Below are 20,551 nucleotides of genomic sequence, written 5' to 3' on the forward strand. Positions count from 1 at the left end.
AGCAGCCTTCATCAATACGGCTGGAGCGAGGCGCAAGATCTGGGATGACGGAGGTCGAGACCGAATTGGCAGCATGCGCATCCTCCGCCCCGGCATTGCGGTTCTGCTCCAGGAGCCACCCCACCCGCCGTCATGCTCGGCCTTGAGCCGAGCATCCATGCTGGCCTCCGTTAGCAACGGACATGGATCGCCGGCTCAAGGCCGACGTGGCGCCTCCGCCAAACATCCCGTCGACGCGTCGGCGGCGCCGGGAACCCGCGCAGCCACCAAACAGGTAGCCTAAACCCGTTGGCTTTCGTGCCTCGACGCGTTATGCCTGCCGCATCCCGCCAGCATCCGGATGAGAACCCATGACCAGTCCCGTCACCGTCGAAGTTACCCGTGGCCTGCTTGTCGAAAGCCGCCACCGCGGCGCGGTGGCCGTCGTCGATGGCGACGGCAAGCTCGTCTTTTCGCTCGGCGATATCGAAGCCGCCGTCTTCCCGCGTTCGGCCTGCAAGGCGATGCAGGCGCTGCCGCTCGTCGAAAGCGGTGCGGCCGACGCCTATGGTTTCGGTGACAAGGAGCTGGCGCTCGCCTGCGCCTCGCATAATGGCGAGGACGAGCATGTGGCGCTTGCCGCCTCCATGCTGGCGCGCGCCGGCCGCAATGCCGAAGCACTGGAATGCGGCGCCCATTGGTCGATGAGCCAGAAGGTCCTGATCCACCAGGCCCGCACGCTGGAGGCGCCGACCGCGCTGCACAACAATTGCTCCGGCAAACATTCCGGTTTCATCTGTACCTGCTGCCACCAGCATATCGATCCGAAGGGCTATGTCGGCTATGAGCACCCGCTGCAGGTCGAGATCCGCGCCGCGATGGAAAGCCTGACCGGCGCCGTGCTCGGCGCCGAGGCCTGCGGCACCGACGGCTGCTCCATCCCGACCTATGCGGTGCCGCTCAGGAGCCTTGCCCGCGGCTTCGCCAAAATGGCGACTGGAACCGGCCTGGAACGCCTGCGTGCCAAGGCATCCCGCCGCCTGATCGAGGCCTGCATGGCCGAGCCCTTCTATGTCGCCGGCTCCGGCCGCGCCTGCACGAAGCTGATGCAGATCGCCCCGGGCCGCATCTTCGTCAAGACCGGCGCCGAGGGCGTCTTCTGCGCCGCGATCCCGGAAAAGGGCATCGCCATCGCGCTGAAATGCGAGGACGGCGCCACGCGTGCTGCCGAGGCCATGGTGGCCGCCACGCTCGCCCGCTTCTTCGAGACGGAGGACGAGGTGCACGCCGCCCTGATGGGCTTTGCCGCGCCCTCGATGCGCAATTGGAACGGCATCCATGTCGGCGATATCAGCGTTACCTCGGCCTTGGCCGAATGATTATGCCGCGGCGATCGTGTTATTGAGATCGCGATAGGGTTTCAGCCGCTCGTCGCTCATCTCGGCCGGCACGATCAGCCCGGCCACCTCGGAAATGCCGAGCACCGGGCAGGGCGAGACGAGGTCGAACTTCTCCTGCGTCAGCAGCACATGCGTTTCGGCCGAGCAGCGGGCGATATGGCGTTTAATCGCCGCTTCCTCGAAATCGCCGGTGGATAGCCCGTGCACCGGATGGGCGGCGGTGACGCCGAGGAAGAACAGGTCGGGGCGCAGCAGCGAGATCGCCGCCATCGCCGCCGCCCCCGTCGCCACCATTGAATGTTTGTAGAGCCGGCCGCCGGCAAGGATCACATCGGCCGTCGGATGGTGTTCGAGTTCGGCGGCGATCGTCGGACTGTGGGTGGCAACCGTCAGCGGCATGTCGCGTGGCAAGTGCCTGGCGACCTCCGCCGTCGTCGTGCCGCCGTCGAGGAAGATCATCTGCCCCGGCTTGACCATCGCCGCCGCTGCCGCCCCGAGTCGCGCCTTGATCTCGGACGAGACACTGCGGCGCGCGGTGAAATCGGGCAGGTCAGGCGAAAGCGGCATCGCCCCGCCATGCACGCGTTTCAACAGCCCTTCCGCCGCCATTTCTCGGAGGTCGCGCCGGATCGTGTCTTCCGAAAGCGAAAAATCCTCGGCGACGCGCTTAGCGATCACCTGGCCGTCACGGCGCAATATGTCGAGGATCAGGGTCTTGCGTTGCGTCGTCAGCATCGTCTCTCCGCACAAAATTGAACGAGATAGCGTGATACTGCACGAAATGACTCGACATTCAAGAATTATCGTGCATTTTCGGGAAGTCCCGTGCATGAGGCAGGGAGCGCTCAACGATGGAGTAAAAGATGCTGATTTTGATTGCCGGGCCTTACCGGTCGGGAACGGGCGACGACCCGGAAAAGATGGCCGCCAACCTGAAGCGGTTGGAGGAGCCTTCGCACAAGCTGTTTGCCGCCGGCCACGTGCCGATGATCGGCGAATGGGTAGCGCTGCCGATCTGGCATGCGGCCGGCGGCAGGTCGGTCGGCGATGCGCTCTACGAGGAAATTTTCCACCCGGTGGCCGGCCGGCTGCTGCAGCTCTGCGAGGGTGTGCTGCGTCTGCCTGGCGAATCCAAGGGCGCCGACAACGACGTGCGCATCGCCAGGGAGCGCGGCATCCCGGTGTGGCACAGGCTGGAGGATGTGCCGGGCTGCGGCTGAGGGGCGGGGGCCTTAATGTGCCCTTCGCTTGATGCTCAGCGCATTCGCGGCCCTGCCGCTCACCCCTTCTTCCCCGCGGGGGGCCGTAGGACGCTCGACCCAGGCAAAGGTGGCCGAAGGGTCGGATGAGGGGGGGCGCACGGTAGGTCCGCCATGCCAATAACCGCCATCTCCCCGGTTCCGGCGGACCCATTCCTGCGCTATACCACATCCCGAAAGGGAGACGAGAACCATGCTGACATTGTACTACGCCTCGGGGACCTGCGCGCTTGCAAGCCTGGTCGCCCTGGAAGAATCCGGCCTCGCCTTCGAAACGAAGAAGCTCAGCTTCGCCAATGGCGAGCAGCGTTCGCCGGATTATCTGAAGATCAACCCCAAGGGACGCGTGCCGGCGCTGGTGACCGAGCGCGGCGTGCTGACCGAAACGCCGGCGATTCTCGGCTTTATCGCTGAAAGCGCGCCGGCCGCCAAACTGGCGCCGCTCGGCGATGTCTTCGAGATGGCGCGGCTGCAGTCCTTCAATAGCTATCTCTGCTCGACCGTGCATGTAAACCATGCCCATCGCCGGCGCGGCTCCCGCTGGTCCGACGATCCCTCAGCGATCGAGGCGATGAAGGCGAAGGTGCCGCAGAATATGGCCGATTGTTTCACCCTGATCGAAGAGACGATGTTCAAGGGCCCGTGGGTGATGGGCGAGACCTATTCGCTCGCTGACCCCTATCTCTTCGTCATAACCGACTGGCTGCCGGCCGACGGCGTCGACCCCGCCCGCTTCGCAAAAATCAGCGACCACCACGCCCGCATGCTGCAGCGCCCCGCCGTTCAGCGCGCGCTCGCCTGCGATCGCAGCTGACGGATGCCTAGCACTATATGGGCCTCGGCAATCGCCCTTCGCGCGGCCAGCGGCAGGCTGGCATCGGCGCAGAATGAGGCGCCCGATGCATGTCGCGCGCGGCGAATCCAAAGATCGCGATGCGCTGTAAACCGACGGTGGGCTCCCGAAAAGGCGCCCCAGCAACGGCGATCAATCTGCCTGCCGTGAGGAATGCTGACGCAAGATCGTCGCCGCCTGTATCGGCATCGGCCGCCGCTCGACCCGCCTGTAGATGCTGCCATCGCGCGTCCGGCTCATCAGGCCGAGTTCGCAGAGCTCCCGGCGCAGCAAAGCGTGATCTCCAAACAGGTGCCTGTCGCGGAGAAGAGCATTGACCTCTTTTTCTGACATCTCCCTTGCGGAGGGAATGCGCGACCAGAGAAGCCAAAGCGCCGTGACCTGGTCCATGCGCCGCGAGGGCCAGCGCATGAGGCGAAACTCCTCGTCAAAACTGCGTTGAACGCGCTCGATATGCTTGCGATCGATCGCGGCATCGCGAACAGGTGCCGGTGTGGGTGGTTCTCCCTTGCTCCCGGAGCCGGTTTCTGCACGCAGGCTCTGGAAATTGCCGTGACCGGCGGCCCTCGCCAGCATGTTCAAGAACTGGAGGTGAGAGGGAAGCCCCTCATGTGCGGCAAGCTGCAGGCGCAGCGACTTGGCAAATGCCGACGTGTCGCCCACCGTGAGCGGAATGGGTTTTCTGGACATGACCTAATCCTTTGGTCGCGCCGTTCCGGATGGATTATCGGTGATCGCCCTTCCGACATGGCACGGGATCGGTGTCCATATCTTCGTCATTGTCAGGTTTAGCGTGTTCCGGAGAACGGCGATGCCTGGGTGAACTGCAGACCCGATGCAGCGATATCATCGCGATCCGATATTTCAACGGCTTTCAGGCTCGGCAGCTCCGCCTGATGGCCCGGACGAAGCAAAATCAATCTCTGACAAAGTCGGCGGCGGAAAGGGGAACCGGCCTGTAGCCGTCGAGATCGGTGATGCCGTATTCCCGCGCCAACGCCGCCGCAATCAGGGCGTGCCCGGATTTCAACATCAGCGCCGGGTCTCGCCACAGCCCCGCAATGACATGGCCGATGAACTGAGGCGATTCCGAATTGCTCAGGTCGAAATATTCGGCGTTCTCAAGAACGGCTTCAGTGCGGACCAGCCCCGGATAGAGAGCGACGGCGGCGACATTGTGAGAGCGCAGCTCATGCGCGAAGTCCGTGGCCATCTTGTCGGCGGCAGCCTTGGCGATGCCGTAGATCGCATTGCCCTCGTAGAGCTGGGCTGCCCAGAAGGAAATATTGACGATCAAGCCGCGTCGCGCCGAGATCATCAGCGGAGCGACCGCGCGCGACATCATGAAAGCGCCTCTCAGCGCAGTGCCGATCATTGCCTCCCATCGCCAGGTGGGCTGCTGCCAGAACGGCCGGGGCCAGGTGAAATCCCCGTCTTCGACCATGTTCTCGTAACCCGGCCAGGCATTGTTCACCAGAATATCGAGCCTGCCGCCCGCCCGTATAGCGTCGGCCACACGCTCGGTGTCGGCGTCTTTGCCGTGATCGCATCGGTGGACGACGATGCGTCCCGGCAGTTTTGCCGCTTCATGCTCGAGCCCCTCGAGCGAGCCCGTCGATCCGGCTTGCTGTGCCTCTGCCTCGAAACGCGTCCTGGCGGTCACATGCACCGTGAACCCTTCGGCAAGCAAAGCAAGGGCGATGCCGCGGCCAATGCCGCGGCTTGCGCCGGTGACCAAGGCGACGATGTCGTTCACGGTGGGCCTCCTGGATGGACTGTCGATCGACGCGGAGATGCGTATATTGACAGAGAGGCTCACCCTGCGCGATCGCTTTTTTGCGCGGCGCGCCGTCGCCTGAAGCGAGGCGCGATTTTTCAGATTCGCTCGGCCTGCTTTCGCTTGTCACGCATGTCGCTGCTGCAAAACCGCTGCGCTTTTGTGCGCTTCAAAAAGATCAGCGCCCCACGCCCGCGGCGCCCACCATTCGGCGCCCGCGCCTACGATGCCGGCCGATCCCTGAAACGAGCGGCCAGCTTCTTCGGCGCCCGGAATAGCCAGGCGCCGATCAGCCGCAGCCGCAATTCCTCGTCGCCGATCAGGGCGGCGCGCAGCGGCAGATACGGCCAGCCGACATAATGATCGGTCTGGAAGTAGATGTCCGGCGCCATTTCCAGGAGATGATCCTTGTCGTCAAGCGAAATCGAAATGACGATCGTCTCGGGGTTTTTCACCGCCACAAAACTCTTGCCGGCAACTTTCAGCGCCGGATTGCCGTAGGAGGTGCTCTCCTCGACGTCGGGCAGGCCGGCTTCCGCCGCCAGCCGCTTCAAACGCTGGAAGATAAGGTCGACTTCGCCGGCCATTGTCCCGCCCTTTCTCCTCGGGCGAAACTTAGCACGATGTCACGCGCATTTCGCCAGGCGCGGTTTCGCCTCTGCATGAAAACCGGTCTCCGCGCCGAGCGGCAGATCGGCGATTTCGCGCAGCGACATGCGCTCGACCTGTGGATGGCGCAGCGGATCCTCCTCCCAGGTCGGGGTATTGGCAGGTTGCGTGCTGCTGATGGCAGCAATAGGCTTCAAGAAAAACTTCAGCAACGACACGGCAGGCCTCGCTTTCTCCAGCGGTGCTGGGTCATGATCGTATGCTGTAATCTCGGCTTACTTGGGCGGATTTTCAATTGAGATTACCATGGCTCTGCTATAGAAAAATTATATGAAGAACCTCAACACGGTCCATCTCAACGGCCTCAGGGCGCTGGAGGCGGTCGGCCGTCTCGGCTCACTTCAGGCCGCCGCCGACGAGCTTGGTGTCTCGGTCGGCGCCGTCAGCCAGCAGGTGATCAAGGCCGAGGCACAGCTGGGGCAGGTGATCTTCGAGCGCACCGCTCGCGGCATGATCGCCACCGAAGCCGGCCGGCCGGTGCTTTCAGCACTCGACGAGGGCTTTACCCGCCTTTCGGCGGCGGTGTCGATCGCCAGCCGTAAGGACGACACGATCCTGACCATTTCCGTGGCGCCGGTCTTCGCCGCCCGCTGGCTCGTCTGCCGGCTCGACCGCTTCGCCGAGCGTCATCCCGACATCAAGCTGCGGCTGGATGCGACGACCAATCTCGTCAATCCGGCGCTGGGCGATGTCGATATCGGCATCCGCGTCGGCAACGGCAAATGGCCTGACGTGAAGGCGGAGCTGCTGCTGCAACAGGAGGTCTTTCCGGTCTGCTCGCCGGAGATGGCGGCGAGATTGAAAGAGCCCGCCGATATCCTGGCATTGCCTGCCATTATCGATGGCCGCGCCATGTTCAGCTGGGAAGTCTGGATGCGGGAGGCGGGACTGTCGGGCGCGACGCTTGCGACGCGCCATGTCTTCAACGACGCCTCGCTCTGCCTCGATGCGGCGATCGCCGGCCAGGGCGTCATGCTTGCCTGGCAGACCCTCGCTCACTTTGCGCTTGCCGAAGGTCGGCTGGCGGCCCCGTTCGGCATTCGCGCAAAGACCGGATTCGGCCATTATTTCATCACAGCCGAGGGTGCGCGTGAGCCCAAGAAGGTCAGGGATTTCAAGGCCTGGATCCGTCAGGAAATGGCCGGCACGCTGACGCTGTTCCGATAATCAGATCTCGACCGGCTCCTTGCCGCGCGTCTCCTGCATTCTCTTATAGGCGGGGCGGGACTGGCAGCGCTCGATCCAGGCCTTAATGTTCGGATGGGCATCGAAAAGCGCCATCTCGCTCTGGGCGTAGCGCAGCACCTCGGCAATGTTGAGATCGGCGACGGTGAAGCGGTCGCCGATGATCCACTGGCGCCCGGCGAGATGGCTTTCGAGCGCCGCAAGCGGCCGGCGCAGACTATAGCAGGCGGCCGCGATCGTCTCCTTGCCCTCGGCGCTGTTTTCGAGGCCGTTATCATAGGTCAGCACGATCCTGACCGAATGCGGCTCGACTTGCGAGGCCGCCCAGACGGTCCACATCGTCAGCAATCCGTCTTCCTCGACGGTTTGGCCCGACAGCGGCCCGCCGTGTTTGCGGGCAAGATAAAGATTAATCGCCAGCGACTCGTGCATGACGAGGTCGCCGTCGCGAATGCTGGGGATCTGCGCCATCGGATTGACGGCAGCGAAATCGGCCGAGTGCGTGTTGAGCGGCGCCTCCGCGGAGAGCGGATCGGCAAGCCGCCTGGCCTGCAGCACCGGCACCGAGCGGAACTCGAGCCCGAGCTCTTCCGCCATCCAGTAAACGCGCGAGGCGCGCGATCGATAAACCCCATAGATTGTCAGCATGACCAAATCCCCTCGATGTGTCGGGAGAAATGGTAAACGCCGCACCTCCTGCGGAAAAGCCTCCGCCACTGATGGGACGATGAAAGCTTTTGATACGCCACGGGCTGGCGGAACAATGAGCGGGCCGGCGGGTTCGACCCTCAGAGGCTGGCGCCGTCGAGGCGTCGAAAGCAGGGGTGCGTTCTCAGTTAAGGAGGAATGTCATGACGGGGAAGAAGACGCATGAACAGCAGCTTCGCGTTATCGAAAAACGCGAGAAGACGGCAAATGCCGGTGAGGATTTCGACGCCGCAGCAGATCTGCAGCGCAATCCACAGGCGAGGCAAGCGCATCGCAAGGGAGGCGATCTGAAGCCGGATCCGGATACCGGAAACGACGATCGCGCGATCATGCGCGGCCGCAACCAGGAAAGCGAGCATAAGAAGGGAAGAGGCCGTCCCTGAGAAGACAAAGGAGAATGTCATGACTTTGACATTGATCAGCAAAGCCTTCGCGCAGGATCAGCCGATCCCTAAGAAATATGCGCGCGCGGGCGAGAATCTCTTTCCGCCGCTTGCCTGGAGCGGCGCCCCCAACGAGACCAGGAGCTTTGCTCTGGTGGTCGAGGATCCGGATGCCCCGCGCGGCACCTTCCGCCACTGCGGTATCGCCAATATCCCGGCGCAGTGGACTGAACTAGCCGAAAGCGTCGACACCGCACCCGAACAGGCGCCGCGCTTCTACAAAAACGATTTCGGCAACGCCCGTTACGACGGCCCGCAACCGCCGGCCGGCGATCGCCCGCATCATTATATCTTCCGCCTCGCCGCCCTCGACGTGCCGAAGCTCCTGACACCCGATGCCGCCGGCATCAGCGCCATGTGGGCGGAGGCAAAGAAACATGCCTTGGCGGAAGCGACCATCACCGGCACCTATCAGACGCAGTGACGCTATGAATTCAAGTGCGTGAGCTCTTACCGCCGGCAGAGCCGCCGGCGGTTGAAAGCCGCCACGTCCGTCAGGAGATGCGGTTGCGCTCGACGGTGAGCTGCGCATAGGGCGAGCCGCCGTTCGCCAGCTCGCCGGAGACTTGTTTCTCCCACTCGAAGCCGAGAACCGCGCCGTCGGTGGCTTCCTGGAAGACATTGTCGGTGATGACGGCGGTGCCGGCGCCGTTGGCGACCGAGACGGCGCAGCCGACCGGGGCCTTGCGCACCACATTGCCGCTGACGACGACATTGCGCAGATAGGCGCCCCAGCCGATCTGCATTCCCCAGCGCGGCGCCCCCTCGATCACATTGGCCGACACCAGCGTATCGGCCTCCGCCGCAATGCCGATGCCGAAGCCAACCTCGTGCTGGTAGGGGCCCTTCAGCGTCAGGTTGCGCACGACGTTGCCGGTGACGCTCGCAAGCCTGCCGCCTTCGTCGAAATTGGCGATCGAAATGCCATTGGCCGCCCCGTCGATCATGTTGGCGGAGACCACAGCACCCTCGAAGGCGAATTCGACATAGATCGCCGTCTCGCCGGAGCGCCGGCACTGGTTGCTGCTGATCTGGATGTCCGAGGCCGAATTGGCGCGGATCGCCGTAAAGGCGCAGTCGGAAATATGGTTGTTCACAACCATCACCCCGTCGGCGCGGAAGATGTTGATGCCGTTGCCGTTCTGGCCGGTGCCGCCGTCATTGGCGCGGATGTTGGAAATCCGGTTGCCGGAAACCACCGTGCCGTCTTCCGCCTTCTTCCAGCGATGCACGAGAATGCCGCCATTGCCGCAATCGGCGATCGTATTTCCCGTGACCGAAAGATTGGCGGAATCGACGGCGTAAAGCCCGGCTTGGGCCGCACCGGAAATGCGGCTGCGTTCGATGCGCCCGCCGCAACGCTCCAGCTGCAGGCCGTGCTTGCGGCTGCCGCCGATCTCGCAATTGTCGATCAGCACCTCGCCGACGCCGGTAAATTGGAGGAGCCCGCCGGCATAATCGCCGAGCCAGCGGTTGCCGCCGTCGATGACGAGATTGGAAAGCTCGATGCGCCGGACATTTTCGGCCGAAAACAGATGGCCGTCGCCGGTATAGACGATCCGCGAGGCGCCGGGCACGCCCGTGATGCGGGTGTTGTCGGGCAAAGTCAGATTGGAGATCCGGTAGGTGCCGGGCGGCAGGAAGACCGGCACGTTCTCGGCCGCCGCCTGTTTGATCATCTGCTCCAGGTTGCGTGCCTTGCGGTCGCCGCTTTCGGGAATGGCGCGATATTCCACGGCGTCGATCGCGCCGCGCAGATCGGGCTGTGCAGCAGCTGTCAGCGGCGAGGCAAACGCGCGCGACGCCCCGCCCGCAACCGCCGAGGCAGCGAGAAAGAGAAGCATGTCGCGGCGTGAAGGCATTCGGGCGCTTGTCATGGCCTGCCCGTAGCAGGAAACGTGCCATCCCGCCCTGTCTTCTTTTGGCACAGACTTTTCCCCGAGTGCGCGAAATGCGGTCGCCGTCCTAGTTGAGGGCAGGATCTCGCCGCTTATTTTGGCGTGTTGTTCACTCTTTCACTTAAGCAAGCCGAAGGACTTCAGGACTACTTTGAAGGGAAATGACGATTGCGGGGCCGGGGAGAAATGGCGTCATGCACGAAACGAGTGCCAGGCGATGGGAATCGCCCGAGGCTCTGACGGCCGAGACGCGGCGCTTCGTCGCCGCGACCGAGGCGATGATGGCGTCGAGCGCCCACCACCTCTCAGAGGGCGTCGAGAACCTGCGCCTGAAAGCGATCATCCACGAACTGCCCGATTTCCTCTACGTCAAGGATCGCGACAGCCGCTTCGTCTTCGCCAATGCCGTCACCGCCAGCAACCTTGGCTTCAAGAGCGCCGACGAGATCACCGGCAAGCGCGATTTCGACCTCTTCGATTTCGAGGTGGCCCGCCGTCATTTCGATATTGAGCAGCAGATCATGGCGACCGGCCAGGCCCGGATCGACATGGGGGAAACGGTCGTTCTTCCAGGCAGCCCCCGGCCGGTCTGCCGGCTGACCTCGAAGATTCCGCTGCGCAACGATCGCGGCGAAATCGTCGGGCTGATCGGCGTTTCGCGCGATATCACCGAACGCAAGCTCCAGGAAGATCTCCATCGAGGCCAGGCGAAACTGCTCGAAATGATTGCCCGCAACGAGCCGTTGCCGATGATCCTCGAGGCGCTTGTGCTGATGATCGAGGCGCAGCTGACCGGCATCGACGGATCGGTGCTGCTGCTCGACGGCGAGGGCACCAGGCTCTATCATGGCGCGGCTCCCAATCTGCCCGGCGGCTACAGCCGCCTGATCGACGGCGTCACCATCGGCCCCAAGGTCGGCTCCTGCGGCACCGCCGCCTGGCGCGGCCAGACCGTGATTGTCGAGGACGTGATGAGCGATCCGCTCTGGGAGGATTTCCGCGCGCTGGTCGCCCCCTTCGGCTTCCGCTCCTGCTGGTCGACGCCGATCGCCACCTCGCAGAATAATGTGCTCGGCACCTTCGCCCTCTATTCCAGGGAAGTCCGCCGTCCCACCGAGCATGAGATGAAGCTGGTGGCTCTCGCCACGCACATCGCCGGCATCGCCATCGAGCGCAAGCGCGTCGATGACCGCATCCATTTCATGGCCCATCATGATGATTTGACCGGCCTTCCGAACCGTGCCTTCCTCAAGGAAAGGCTGGCCAGCATTCTCGATCAGGCCCGGCGCAACAACCGCAAGGTCACCGTCGCCTATATCGATCTCGACAATTTCAAGGAGGTCAATGACGGCCGCGGCCACGCCGCCGGCGACGAAGTGCTGAAGGAGATCGCCACCCGCATGGCCAACAGCGTCCGCGCCTCGGATATGGTGGTGCGGCTCGGCGGCGACGAATTCCTCGTGGTGCTCGTCCACCAGTCTAGCCACGACGCCGGCATCGCGCGGCGCCTGCGCGAATTGCAGAAGGCGATCAACCGGCCGATGCAGAGCGAGAGCGGTGACATCGCCATCACCTCGAGCATCGGGGTTGCCGCCTTCCCCGTCGACGGCGCAACCGCCGAAGAACTCCTCGCCAATGCCGACCGCGCCATGTACCGGGCCAAGCAGCTCGGCCGCAATACGCTGCAGCATCACGATGGCGCCGGCGCACCCTTCGGCATGCCGCTCGGCGAGCAGGAGGAGCTCCACCAGGCGATCACAGGCGATCAGCTGTTCCTCGAATATCAGCCGCAGGTCGATGTCGCCACCGGCCGCATCACCGGCATCGAGGCGCTGGTCCGCTGGAACCATCCGGCCAAGGGCAGGGTGCCGCCAGTCAATTTCATCCCGCTCGCCGAAGAGACCGGCCTCATCGTTCCCCTCGGCCTCTGGGTGCTGAACGAGGCCTGCCGCCAGGCGCGCGCGTGGCAGGATTTGGGCCTGACGCCACTGACCATCGCCGTCAACGTCTCGGCCAAGCAGTTCGCCGATCCGGATTTCGCAAACCATGTCGCCGAGGCGCTGGAGCGCCACGGCCTGCAATCCCATTGGCTGGAGCTCGAGGTCACCGAAAGCGTGGTGATGCAGGATGCCGAACGCGCGCTTACGATGATGGCATCGCTGCGGGCGCTCGGTGTGCGCCTGTCGATCGACGATTTCGGCTCCGGCTATTCCAGTCTTGCGGCGCTGAAGACCTTCCCCTTCGACCGGCTGAAGATGGACCGCTCGCTGGTCGAGGCCCTGCCGGGCGACAAGACCGCCGTCGCCATCGTCTCGGCGGTGATTTCGCTGGCGCAGACGCTGAAGCTGTTGGTGCTTGCCGAAGGCGTCGAAACCGACGCCCAGATGGATTTCCTGCGTCACGCGCGCTGCGAGGAGGCGCAGGGTTACCGCTTCTCGAAGCCGGTCTCGCCGGAGGAGATCTCCCGAATGCTGCGGGCGCAGGCTCTCTGAAGTTTCTCGATCGGCATTAAACTCGAATGATGTTGAGGCGCAGAGCGCTGACGACCGCCTGCGTTCTTGTCGTACATCCGAGCTTCTTGATCGCGCTGCCGATGTGATAGTTGACCGCATTTTCCGAGAGATCGAGAAGCTTTGCGATTTCTGCGCCCTTTCTTCCACCGGCCGTCAGCCTCAGGCAGTCCAGCTCGCTCGGCGTAAAGGCAATCGGCTTGTGTTTCTCGTTCAATGTCAGCTGTGAGAGCCGATCGTAGATCAACGTGGCGATAAACAGGATCTTTGCCATTTCGATCAAGCTGAAATTCCGGGACCCCGAAATCGACATCGCACCGCGTCCACCCGCGGCATCGTGAACAGGAAAATAAGCTCCCTTTTCCATGCCGTAACGGTGGAACAACTCGATGACCGTGGACTTTTTGCCTTCCCCGCGGTCGGTATTGATCGCTGCGACATCATAGTTGAAGGGGCTGGTCGATCTCAGCATCCGGCGGATGACGGGACTGTCGACCATCAGGTTGTAGGCGTCATAGTAATCCACCATCTCCGCCGGCCAATTGGTAATGATCTTTGTCGCGCCGATCTCGACGACGTCGACGGTGGGGAGCGTCATGATCAGGAAAGCGGTCATTCCCAGCCCCTGAGTGAGACCCTTCACGTATTTGAAGACTTCGTAATGCGTATTGAAGCCCGCGGCGGCTTCCTCAATTCGATTGAACTCGGCATCGAGCTCCATGTCGTTTCTCCGATCGCCAGTCGCATCCGGCGGCTTAATTGCTGATATGCCGACCGAATCCGTTCGTGCCGATCGTCGATTTTTGCACGCTGGAAGTGCAATGCAAACATATCGCTGCAGAGGAATGGGCTTGCAATTGCCGGGAACGCGAAAATAAGGACCATTGATGCTTAACAAACAGTAAACGCGTCTTCTGATTTTTGGCGGGCTGACTGACCAAGAATTCCGTTCCGATTGAGGAATTCCGCGACGGGAGATTTCGCCTTAGCGTCGGAAATTCGTCAATGCTGTGCCATAACCCATTGGTTTTATCTTGTTTTTGTGTTTGGTCGCCCAGACGCCGTCGGCCCCGGGTACCGAACGGTCCGGTTAATGGATACTTAAAGAATTTAGCGGATTTTATTTTCGGGGTGCTTGTCCAGCGAGCCCGTCATGGGTCGGGCAATCGATCGTTTGGATCTGAGTTAGGGGAACAGCATGAAGAAAATAACATTGGGCTTCGGATCTGACGCCAAGGCCATATTGGCCGCGATGAGCAGGTCACAGGCGATCATCGAATTCGACCTTACCGGCAAGATCTTGACGGCCAATGCCAATTTCTGTGCCGCGCTCGGCTACCAGCTGTCTGAGATTGTCGGCCAGCACCACCGGATGTTCGTCGAGCCGGCAGAAGCCTCGTCGGCCGACTATCGCGAGTTTTGGGCAAAGCTCGGCCGCGGCGAGTTTGATCAGCGCCAATACAAGCGCCTCGGCAAGGGCGGCAGGGAAATCTGGATCGAAGCCTCCTACAATCCCGTCTTCAGTGGCGGAAAGCCGTATAAAGTGGTGAAATTCGCGACCGATATCACCAAGCAGAAACTGCAGAGCGCCGAAGATGCCGGCAAGATAAACGCGCTGTCGCGCGCCCAGGCTGTTATCGAATTCACGCCGAAAGGAGAAATTCTGACAGCGAACGAGAATTTCCTGTCGGCGCTCGGCTATCAGCTTGCCGAGATCCAGGGCCGCCACCATTCCATGTTCTGCGAGAGCGCCTACGCAAACAGCGAGGATTATCGCCGGTTCTGGGAGCGCCTGGCAGCGGGTGAATTCGTGGCGGATGAGTTCCTGCGCATCGGCAAGGGCGGCAAAAGGATCTACATCCAGGCCACCTACAATCCGATCCTCGACATGAACGGTAAGGTGTTCAAGGTCGTCAAATTCGCGACTGACGTGACTGCCCGCGTCAGCAATGTCGATCAGCTTGCGGCGTCTTTGATGGGGCTGGCCGGCGGCGATTTGACCCAGGAGGTCGCAACGCCATTCATTCCGACACTGGAAAGGCTGCGCACCGATTTCAACGCTGCGGTCACCAAGCTGCGCACAGCGATGCAGGTCGTGGCTCAAAACGCGACCGGCATCGCTGCCAGCGCGCAGCAGGTTCGTTCAGCCTCGGACGATTTGTCGAAGCGTACGGAACAGCAGGCGGCTTCCGTCGAGGAAACCGCAGCCGCCCTTGAAGAGATCACCACAACGGTCTCCGATTCCAGCAACCGCGCCCAGGAAGCCGGCCAGCTTGTTCGAAGGACCCGCGAGAACGCCGAACGTTCCGGCGCGGTGGTGCGCAGCGCCGTCGATGCGATGGGCAAGATCGAGACATCGTCCGCAGAGATCGGCAACATCATCGGCGTCATCGACGAAATCGCCTTCCAGACCAATCTCCTGGCACTGAACGCGGGCGTCGAGGCGGCGCGCGCGGGCGATGCCGGCAAGGGTTTTGCGGTGGTCGCGCAAGAGGTTCGCGAGCTTGCCCAGAGATCGGCCAAGGCGGCAAAGGAGATCAAGGAGCTGATCGGGGCCTCCAACGAGCATGTGAAGAGCGGAGTGACGCTGGTCGGCGAAACCGGCAAGGCTCTCGAAGAGATCGTCGCCCAGGTTCAGCAGGTCAACAGCAATGTTCTTGCGATCGTCGAGAGTTCAAAGGAGCAGGCGACGGGGCTGAAGGAAATCAACACCGCGGTCAACACCATGGACCAGGGCACGCAGCAGAATGCCGCCATGGTCGAGGAATCGACGGCTGCCGCACATAGCCTCGCCAAGGAAGCCGACGCGCTTTTCCAGCTGCTGGGCCAGTTCAATATCGGCGGCCCAGCCTCACGCCAGCAGCGCCCCGCCGTGGCAACTGCCGCTTCGAGGCCCGTCGCATCGGCGCCGCGGGCAATGGCTGCAAAAGTGGGCGCAGCCTTCCATGGCAACGCGGCAGTCGCCGGCGGCGACTGGGAGGAGTTCTGAGGCGGGTAGCGCTCCGCCTCATTCCAGGAGCCGTCCGATCGTCTCGATCTCATTCGTCCAAATGCCTGCCGCATAATTTTGCGGCAGTCGCGCCAACTGCGCGGGGTCGTCGATACCGGTGGAAAATTCACCGCCGTGATAAGGGCCGAGCACGAAAACCTCGGTGCCGGCATCCTGCATCCGGTTGAGGAAACGGTCCGGCCAGCCCCAGAGCCAGGGCGCGATATTGATCGGCACCAGCATCATCCGCTGCTGGCAAGTATCCGGCAGCAGGCCGGTCCAGCCATAGCCGATATAGCCGGTGAGGCAGCCCTTCAGGCTCTGGCGCGAGGCCGTTTTGATATCAGGCACGCGTTGGCGGATGACGTCGATCGGCGCGTCGCCGCCATAGACGATGATCTCAGCCCGTCGTGCCGTCGAAAGCCCGTTGAACACGCCGGCGAGCTTTTCGCCCTCGGAAGGATCGCGGCTCTTGATGTTGATCAGGAAACGCCGATCCGGAAAGGTCGACAGCACTTGCGCCAGCGTCGGCATCATGCCGATGCCGCGGCCGCGAAAGGGAAAGCTCTTGCCGCCATCGGCGGTGTAGCCATAGCCGATGTCGAGCTTCTTCATGTCAGCCATCGCATGCTCGCGGGTGATGCCGTGCCCGTCGGTGCGGCAGTCGAGCGTCCAGTCGTGGAAGACGGCGAATTGCCCGTCCGTCGTCGGATGCACGTCGATCTCGACGATATCGGCGCCGGCGGCAAATCCTGCCTCCATCGAGCGAACCGTATTCTCGAGATAATCGTGTTTCGGCGGCAGCATGCGGCTCGCCGTGCAGGTGTCGTTTTTCAGATCGGTCTCGTCGAAGCGCTGGGCGATGCCGCGATGGGCGAGCAGCACCGGCTTGCCCGGACGGTGCTCCGCCAAAAGGCTGGTATTGTTGAGGTAGATACCGGCCGCGGCGACCGCGAATGCGCCGGCGCAATAGAAAAGCCTCCTGCCCATATTGCTCCCCCTGATTGCATCGAAGGATGCAACAGCTAAAAAGCGATTCTGGTTGTTCTTGGGCTGTTTTCCGGCTTTTCTATGCCGCCGCCTATAAACCCGAAAGGACTCGCCATGGAACGACACGACGACGAGCTCATCCATTTCGAAGCCCAAGGCGCGGCCCCCTTGCCGCCGGCTGCAGTCGAAGGCCATGTCGGGCGCGAGGGCGCCCGCATCTGGTATGCGAGCTACGGCGCCGGGCCGGCCGTCATCCTGCTGCACGGCGGCCTCGGCCATAGCGGCAACTGGGGCTATCAGGTCCCGGCGCTGCTCGAGTGCGGCCGCCGCGTCGTGTTGATCGACAGCCGCGGTCATGGCCGCAGCACCCGCGATGCCCGTCCCTATACCTATGAGCTGATGGCCGCCGACGTGCTTGCGGTCATGGACGAACTGCGCCTGGAACAGGCGGCATTCGTCGGTTGGAGTGATGGTGCCTGCATCGCGCTGATCCTTGCCGCGACGGCGCCGTCGCGTGTTGAGGGCGTCTTCTTCTTCGCCTGCAACATGGATCCGAGCGGCACACGGGAATTCGTTCCGACGCCGGTCATCGACCGATGCTTCAGCCGCCACGCCAAGGACTATGCGGCCTTGTCCGCGACACCGGACGATTTCAATTCCTTCGTCGAGGCGGTGAGCCTGATGATGCGCACCGAGCCGAACTATCAGGCGGACGACCTCGGCCGCATCCGCGTTCCGGTCGCGATCGTGCTCGGCGAACACGACGAATTCATCAAGGCCGAACATGCCGAATATCTCGCCAGCAGCATTCCGAATGCGCAGATGATCTATTTGCCCGGCGTCAGCCATTTCGCGCCGCTGCAGCGTCCCGCGCAGTTCAACGCCGCAATTTTATCCTTCCTCGACGGGTAAGGTGATGAAGCTCGCTTCCTCTGGCCTCACGCCCTTTGGCCTCTATCTCTTGCTGCATGAGAGCTGACGCGCTGCTTTATCCCGCCCCGGAAGGGCTCTATTGCCCGGAAGGCGGATTCTATGTCGATCCTGTGCGGCCGGTGGAACGGGCGCTCGTCACCCACGGCCATTCCGATCACGCCCGCCCCGGTCACGTGAACGTGCTCGCCACCCGCCAGACGCTCGACATCATGCGCTTGCGTTACGGCGACGGCTTCTGCGCCAACGAGCAGGCGGTCGGTTTCAATGAGGAGCTGCTGGTCAACGGCGTCAAGGTGAGCTTTCATCCAGCCGGCCATGTGCTCGGCTCGGCCCAGATCGCCATCGAGAGGAACGGCACCCGCATCGTCGTCTCCGGCGATTACAAGCGCCGCCCTGACCCGACCTGCGCACCCTATGTGCCGGTTGCCTGCGATGTCTTCATCACCGAGGCGACCTTCGGCCTGCCGGTCTTCCATCATCCCGATCCGCTCGATGAGACCGGCAAGCTGCTGGCCTCGCTCCGGCAGTTTCCCGAGCGCACCCATCTCGTCGGCGCCTATGCGCTGGGCAAGGCCCAGCGGGTCATCCGGCTGCTGCGCGATGCCGGTTACGGCGAACCGATCTATATCCACGGCGCCGTGGAAAAACTCTGCGATTATTACGTCGGGCAGGGCATCGATCTCGGCGAGCTGCTGCCTGCGACCATCGAAAGCAGCGAAAAATCCGCCTTCAAGGGCGCCGTTGTCATCGGCCCGTCCTCTGCCTTCGCCGATCGCTGGGCGCGCCGCTTCAACGAACCGCTGCCGGCTTTCGCCTCCGGCTGGATGATGGTGCGCCAGCGCGCCAAGCAGCTCGGCGTCGAATTGCCGCTCGTCATCTCCGATCATTGCGACTGGCCGGAACTGACCGAAACGATCCGCGAGCTGCACCCGGCCGAGGTCTGGGTGACCCACGGACGCGAGGAGGCGCTGGTGCGCTGGTGCCAATTGCAGGGCATCAAGGCGAAACCGCTGCATCTGGTGGGCTATGAGGATGAGGCGGATTGAGATGAGCCGGAGAACGCGTCAAAACCCCGCCCCAACCCCTCCCCACAAGGGGGAGGGGCTTAACCTGCTGCGCCGTCCCGCCACAAAATCATCTCCGCGAACGCTTTGGTTGAAAGAAGGCAGAGCAGTGCCGCGAGTTAGCCCCTCCCACCTGTGGGGAGGGGTTGGGGAGGGGTCTTCTCCTCGCGAAGTTGGGGAGGGGCCTTCTTCTCGCCAAGTTGGGGAGGGGTTTTCCCCCGGAATGCGGAGGCCAATATGAAAGCTTTCGCCGACCTCCTCGACCGTCTGGTCCTGACTCCCAGCCGCAACGGCAAACTCAAGCTGCTGACCGACTATTTCCGCGATACGCCGGATCCCGACCGCGGCTATGGGCTTGCTGCGATCGCCGGCACGCTGGAGGTGCGCAACGTCAAGCCGGCCATGCTGCGTGAGCTGGTGCTGGAGCGCATGGACGAGGTGCTGTTCCGCTATTCCTACGACTATGTCGGCGATCTCGCCGAAACCATCTCGCTGGTCTGGGACAATGAGCGGGATATCGACCGCTCCGCCCTATCCCAGCCGCGCCTCGGCGAGGTCGTCACCCGCATGAACGGGCTCGGCCGCACCGAAGTGCGCGGCTATGTCCGCGACCTGCTCGACCGGCTGGATTCCTCCGGCCGCTTCGCCTTCATCAAACTTGCGACCGGCGCCATGCGCATCGGCGTCTCCGCCCGTCTTGCCAAGCAGGCGCTGGCCGATCTCGGCGGCAAGGACGTCACCGAGATCGAAACCCTCTGGCACGGCCTGCAGCCGCCTTACGAGACATTGTTTCAATGGCTGGCGGGCGCCGGCGAGAAGCCGGCGCTGGCGACACCGGCGATTTTCCATTCCGTCATGCTCGCCAATGCGGTGGAGGAAGGGGATCTTGCCGGCCTCGCCCCGGGCGACTACGCCGCCGAATGGAAATGGGACGGCATCCGCGTCCAGCTTTCCCGCTCCGGCGACCGGCGCAAGATCTATTCCCGCTCCGGCGACGATATCTCCGGCGCCTTTCCCGATATTCTCGAGGCGATCAATTTTTCCGGCGTCGTCGACGGCGAGCTCTTGGTCGGCGGCACCGCCCGCTCCAACAGCCCGACCCGCACCTTCTCCGACCTGCAGCAGCGGCTGAACCGCAAGACGGTGACGGCGAGGATGCTCGACGACTACCCCGCCTTCATCCGCGCCTATGACCTGCTGTTCGACGGCGAGGAGGATATTCGCGGCCGCGCCTATGTCGATCGCCGCGAGCATCTGGCCGGGGTCATCGACCGCGCCCCCCATGACCGTTTCGATCTCTCGCCGCTCGTGCCTTTCTCGTCCTGGGAGGAGCTCGACGCTTTGCGCGCCGCGCCGCCCGATCCGGTTATCGAGGGCGTGATGATCAAGCGGCGCGACAGCATCTACCAGGCTGGCCGCATGAAAGGCCCCTGGTTCAAGTGGAAGCGCAATCCTTATAACGTCGATGCGGTGCTGATGTACGCCCAGCGCGGCCACGGCAAGCGCTCGAGCTATTATTCCGATTTCACCTTCGGCGTCTGGGCCGAAGACGAGGACGGCGAGCAGTTGGTGCCGGTCGGCAAGGCCTATTTCGGTTTCACCGATGCCGAGCTCGAGCTGCTCGACAAGTTCGTGCGCAACAACACCACCGAGCGGTTCGGGCCGGTGCGGGCCGTGCGCGCCGACAGGGATTTCGGCTTCGTCGTCGAGGTCGCCTTCGAGGGGATCAATCGCTCGACGCGGCACAAATCGGGGGTGGCCATGCGCTTTCCCCGCATCGCCCGCCTTCGCCCCGACAAGCCTCCCTACGAGGCCGACCGGCTGCGCACGCTGATCGCGATGATCGAGGCCAAGCCCGGGTGAGCCGATGGGCCTGCGCAACAATGACGCAGGG

20 protein-coding genes are annotated in these 20,551 nt (G+C 63.0%); 11 read left to right on the forward strand and 9 right to left on the reverse strand.

All coding sequences use genetic code 11. The features are described 5' to 3' along the window. The first annotated feature begins 350 nt into the window (after positions 1-350). A complete protein-coding gene (locus A7X77_RS04765; RefSeq protein ID WP_064681864.1) occupies positions 351-1,358 on the forward strand; it encodes an asparaginase in 1,008 nt (335 codons plus the stop codon). Here A7X77_RS04765 and A7X77_RS04770 read toward each other — a convergent pair whose 3' ends face one another. Further along, entirely contained in the window at positions 1,359-2,114 is a 756-nt protein-coding gene (locus A7X77_RS04770) for a DeoR/GlpR family DNA-binding transcription regulator (RefSeq protein WP_064681865.1), read from the reverse strand. It lies immediately after the preceding gene. A 128-nt stretch (positions 2,115-2,242) separates the two neighbouring features. Here A7X77_RS04770 and A7X77_RS04775 point away from each other — a divergent pair, with 128 nt between their 5' ends. Further along, a complete protein-coding gene (locus A7X77_RS04775; RefSeq protein WP_064681866.1) occupies positions 2,243-2,599 on the forward strand; it encodes a hypothetical protein in 357 nt (118 codons plus the stop codon). A 232-nt stretch (positions 2,600-2,831) separates the two neighbouring features. Then, positions 2,832-3,452, forward strand: a complete 621-nt coding sequence (locus A7X77_RS04780; protein WP_064681867.1) for a glutathione S-transferase family protein — start codon at positions 2,832-2,834, stop codon at positions 3,450-3,452. A 171-nt stretch (positions 3,453-3,623) separates the two neighbouring features. Here the strand turns inward: A7X77_RS04780 and A7X77_RS04785 are convergent, their stop codons facing one another. From A7X77_RS04785 to A7X77_RS04800, 4 genes are all read right to left on the reverse strand, one after another. Next, positions 3,624-4,181, reverse strand: a complete 558-nt coding sequence (locus A7X77_RS04785; RefSeq protein ID WP_064681868.1) for a DUF2087 domain-containing protein — start codon at positions 4,179-4,181, stop codon at positions 3,624-3,626. 226 nt (positions 4,182-4,407) lie between these two features. Next, on the reverse strand, positions 4,408-5,247 hold the full coding sequence (locus tag A7X77_RS04790; protein ID WP_064681869.1) for an SDR family NAD(P)-dependent oxidoreductase: 840 nt from the start codon (positions 5,245-5,247) through the stop codon (positions 4,408-4,410). 242 nt (positions 5,248-5,489) lie between these two features. Then, positions 5,490-5,855, reverse strand: a complete 366-nt coding sequence (locus A7X77_RS04795) for an MmcQ/YjbR family DNA-binding protein (RefSeq protein WP_064681870.1) — start codon at positions 5,853-5,855, stop codon at positions 5,490-5,492. A gap of 39 nt (positions 5,856-5,894) precedes the next feature. Next, a complete protein-coding gene (locus tag A7X77_RS04800) occupies positions 5,895-6,095 on the reverse strand; it encodes a hypothetical protein (protein WP_064681871.1) in 201 nt (66 codons plus the stop codon). Positions 6,096-6,207: 112 nt separating this feature from the next. On the opposite strand from A7X77_RS04800, the gene A7X77_RS04805 reads away from it, so the two are divergent. Next, on the forward strand, positions 6,208-7,104 hold the full coding sequence (locus A7X77_RS04805) for a LysR substrate-binding domain-containing protein (RefSeq protein ID WP_064681872.1): 897 nt from the start codon (positions 6,208-6,210) through the stop codon (positions 7,102-7,104). Here A7X77_RS04805 and A7X77_RS04810 read toward each other — a convergent pair whose 3' ends face one another. After that, a complete protein-coding gene (locus tag A7X77_RS04810; RefSeq protein WP_064681873.1) occupies positions 7,105-7,770 on the reverse strand; it encodes a glutathione S-transferase family protein in 666 nt (221 codons plus the stop codon). It lies immediately after the preceding gene. 203 nt (positions 7,771-7,973) lie between these two features. On the opposite strand from A7X77_RS04810, the gene A7X77_RS04815 reads away from it, so the two are divergent. Together A7X77_RS04815 and A7X77_RS04820 are read left to right on the forward strand one after the other, a co-directional pair. Beyond that, positions 7,974-8,213 carry a hypothetical protein gene (locus A7X77_RS04815; RefSeq protein ID WP_038687613.1) on the forward strand — a complete coding sequence of 80 codons (240 nt, stop codon included), beginning with the start codon at positions 7,974-7,976 and terminating at the stop codon, positions 8,211-8,213. 19 nt (positions 8,214-8,232) lie between these two features. Beyond that, complete coding sequence (locus tag A7X77_RS04820) at positions 8,233-8,697, forward strand: YbhB/YbcL family Raf kinase inhibitor-like protein (protein WP_064681874.1); 465 nt, start codon at positions 8,233-8,235, stop codon at positions 8,695-8,697. Between the two features lie 70 nt (positions 8,698-8,767). Here the strand turns inward: A7X77_RS04820 and A7X77_RS04825 are convergent, their stop codons facing one another. Beyond that, positions 8,768-10,135 (reverse strand): TIGR03808 family TAT-translocated repetitive protein, encoded by a 1,368-nt coding sequence (locus A7X77_RS04825; RefSeq protein WP_064681875.1) that lies wholly within the window; start codon positions 10,133-10,135, stop codon positions 8,768-8,770. A gap of 230 nt (positions 10,136-10,365) precedes the next feature. Between A7X77_RS04825 and A7X77_RS04830 the strand changes: the two genes are divergently transcribed. After that, positions 10,366-12,663 (forward strand): sensor domain-containing protein, encoded by a 2,298-nt coding sequence (locus tag A7X77_RS04830; protein ID WP_064681876.1) that lies wholly within the window; start codon positions 10,366-10,368, stop codon positions 12,661-12,663. A 16-nt stretch (positions 12,664-12,679) separates the two neighbouring features. On the opposite strand, the gene A7X77_RS04835 is transcribed toward A7X77_RS04830, so the two are convergent. Next, positions 12,680-13,402 (reverse strand): helix-turn-helix transcriptional regulator, encoded by a 723-nt coding sequence (locus tag A7X77_RS04835; RefSeq protein ID WP_064681877.1) that lies wholly within the window; start codon positions 13,400-13,402, stop codon positions 12,680-12,682. A 477-nt stretch (positions 13,403-13,879) separates the two neighbouring features. On the opposite strand from A7X77_RS04835, the gene A7X77_RS04840 reads away from it, so the two are divergent. After that, entirely contained in the window at positions 13,880-15,670 is a 1,791-nt protein-coding gene (locus tag A7X77_RS04840) for a methyl-accepting chemotaxis protein (protein WP_064681878.1), read from the forward strand. Positions 15,671-15,688: 18 nt separating this feature from the next. Here A7X77_RS04840 and A7X77_RS04845 read toward each other — a convergent pair whose 3' ends face one another. After that, on the reverse strand, positions 15,689-16,660 hold the full coding sequence (locus tag A7X77_RS04845) for a glycerophosphodiester phosphodiesterase family protein (RefSeq protein WP_064681879.1): 972 nt from the start codon (positions 16,658-16,660) through the stop codon (positions 15,689-15,691). A 114-nt stretch (positions 16,661-16,774) separates the two neighbouring features. On the opposite strand from A7X77_RS04845, the gene A7X77_RS04850 reads away from it, so the two are divergent. The 3 genes from A7X77_RS04850 to A7X77_RS04860 all read left to right on the forward strand — a co-directional run bounded on the left by A7X77_RS04850 (position 16,775) and on the right by A7X77_RS04860 (position 20,520). After that, positions 16,775-17,572 carry an alpha/beta fold hydrolase gene (locus tag A7X77_RS04850; protein ID WP_064681880.1) on the forward strand — a complete coding sequence of 266 codons (798 nt, stop codon included), beginning with the start codon at positions 16,775-16,777 and terminating at the stop codon, positions 17,570-17,572. Positions 17,573-17,628: 56 nt separating this feature from the next. Then, a complete protein-coding gene (locus A7X77_RS04855; protein ID WP_064681881.1) occupies positions 17,629-18,639 on the forward strand; it encodes a ligase-associated DNA damage response exonuclease in 1,011 nt (336 codons plus the stop codon). A 255-nt stretch (positions 18,640-18,894) separates the two neighbouring features. Further along, a complete protein-coding gene (locus tag A7X77_RS04860; RefSeq protein WP_064681882.1) occupies positions 18,895-20,520 on the forward strand; it encodes a cisplatin damage response ATP-dependent DNA ligase in 1,626 nt (541 codons plus the stop codon). The last annotated feature ends 31 nt before the right edge of the window (positions 20,521-20,551 follow it).

This window comes from Rhizobium bangladeshense, from assembly GCF_001662075.1.
GTDB lineage: Bacteria > Pseudomonadota > Alphaproteobacteria > Rhizobiales > Rhizobiaceae > Rhizobium > Rhizobium bangladeshense_B.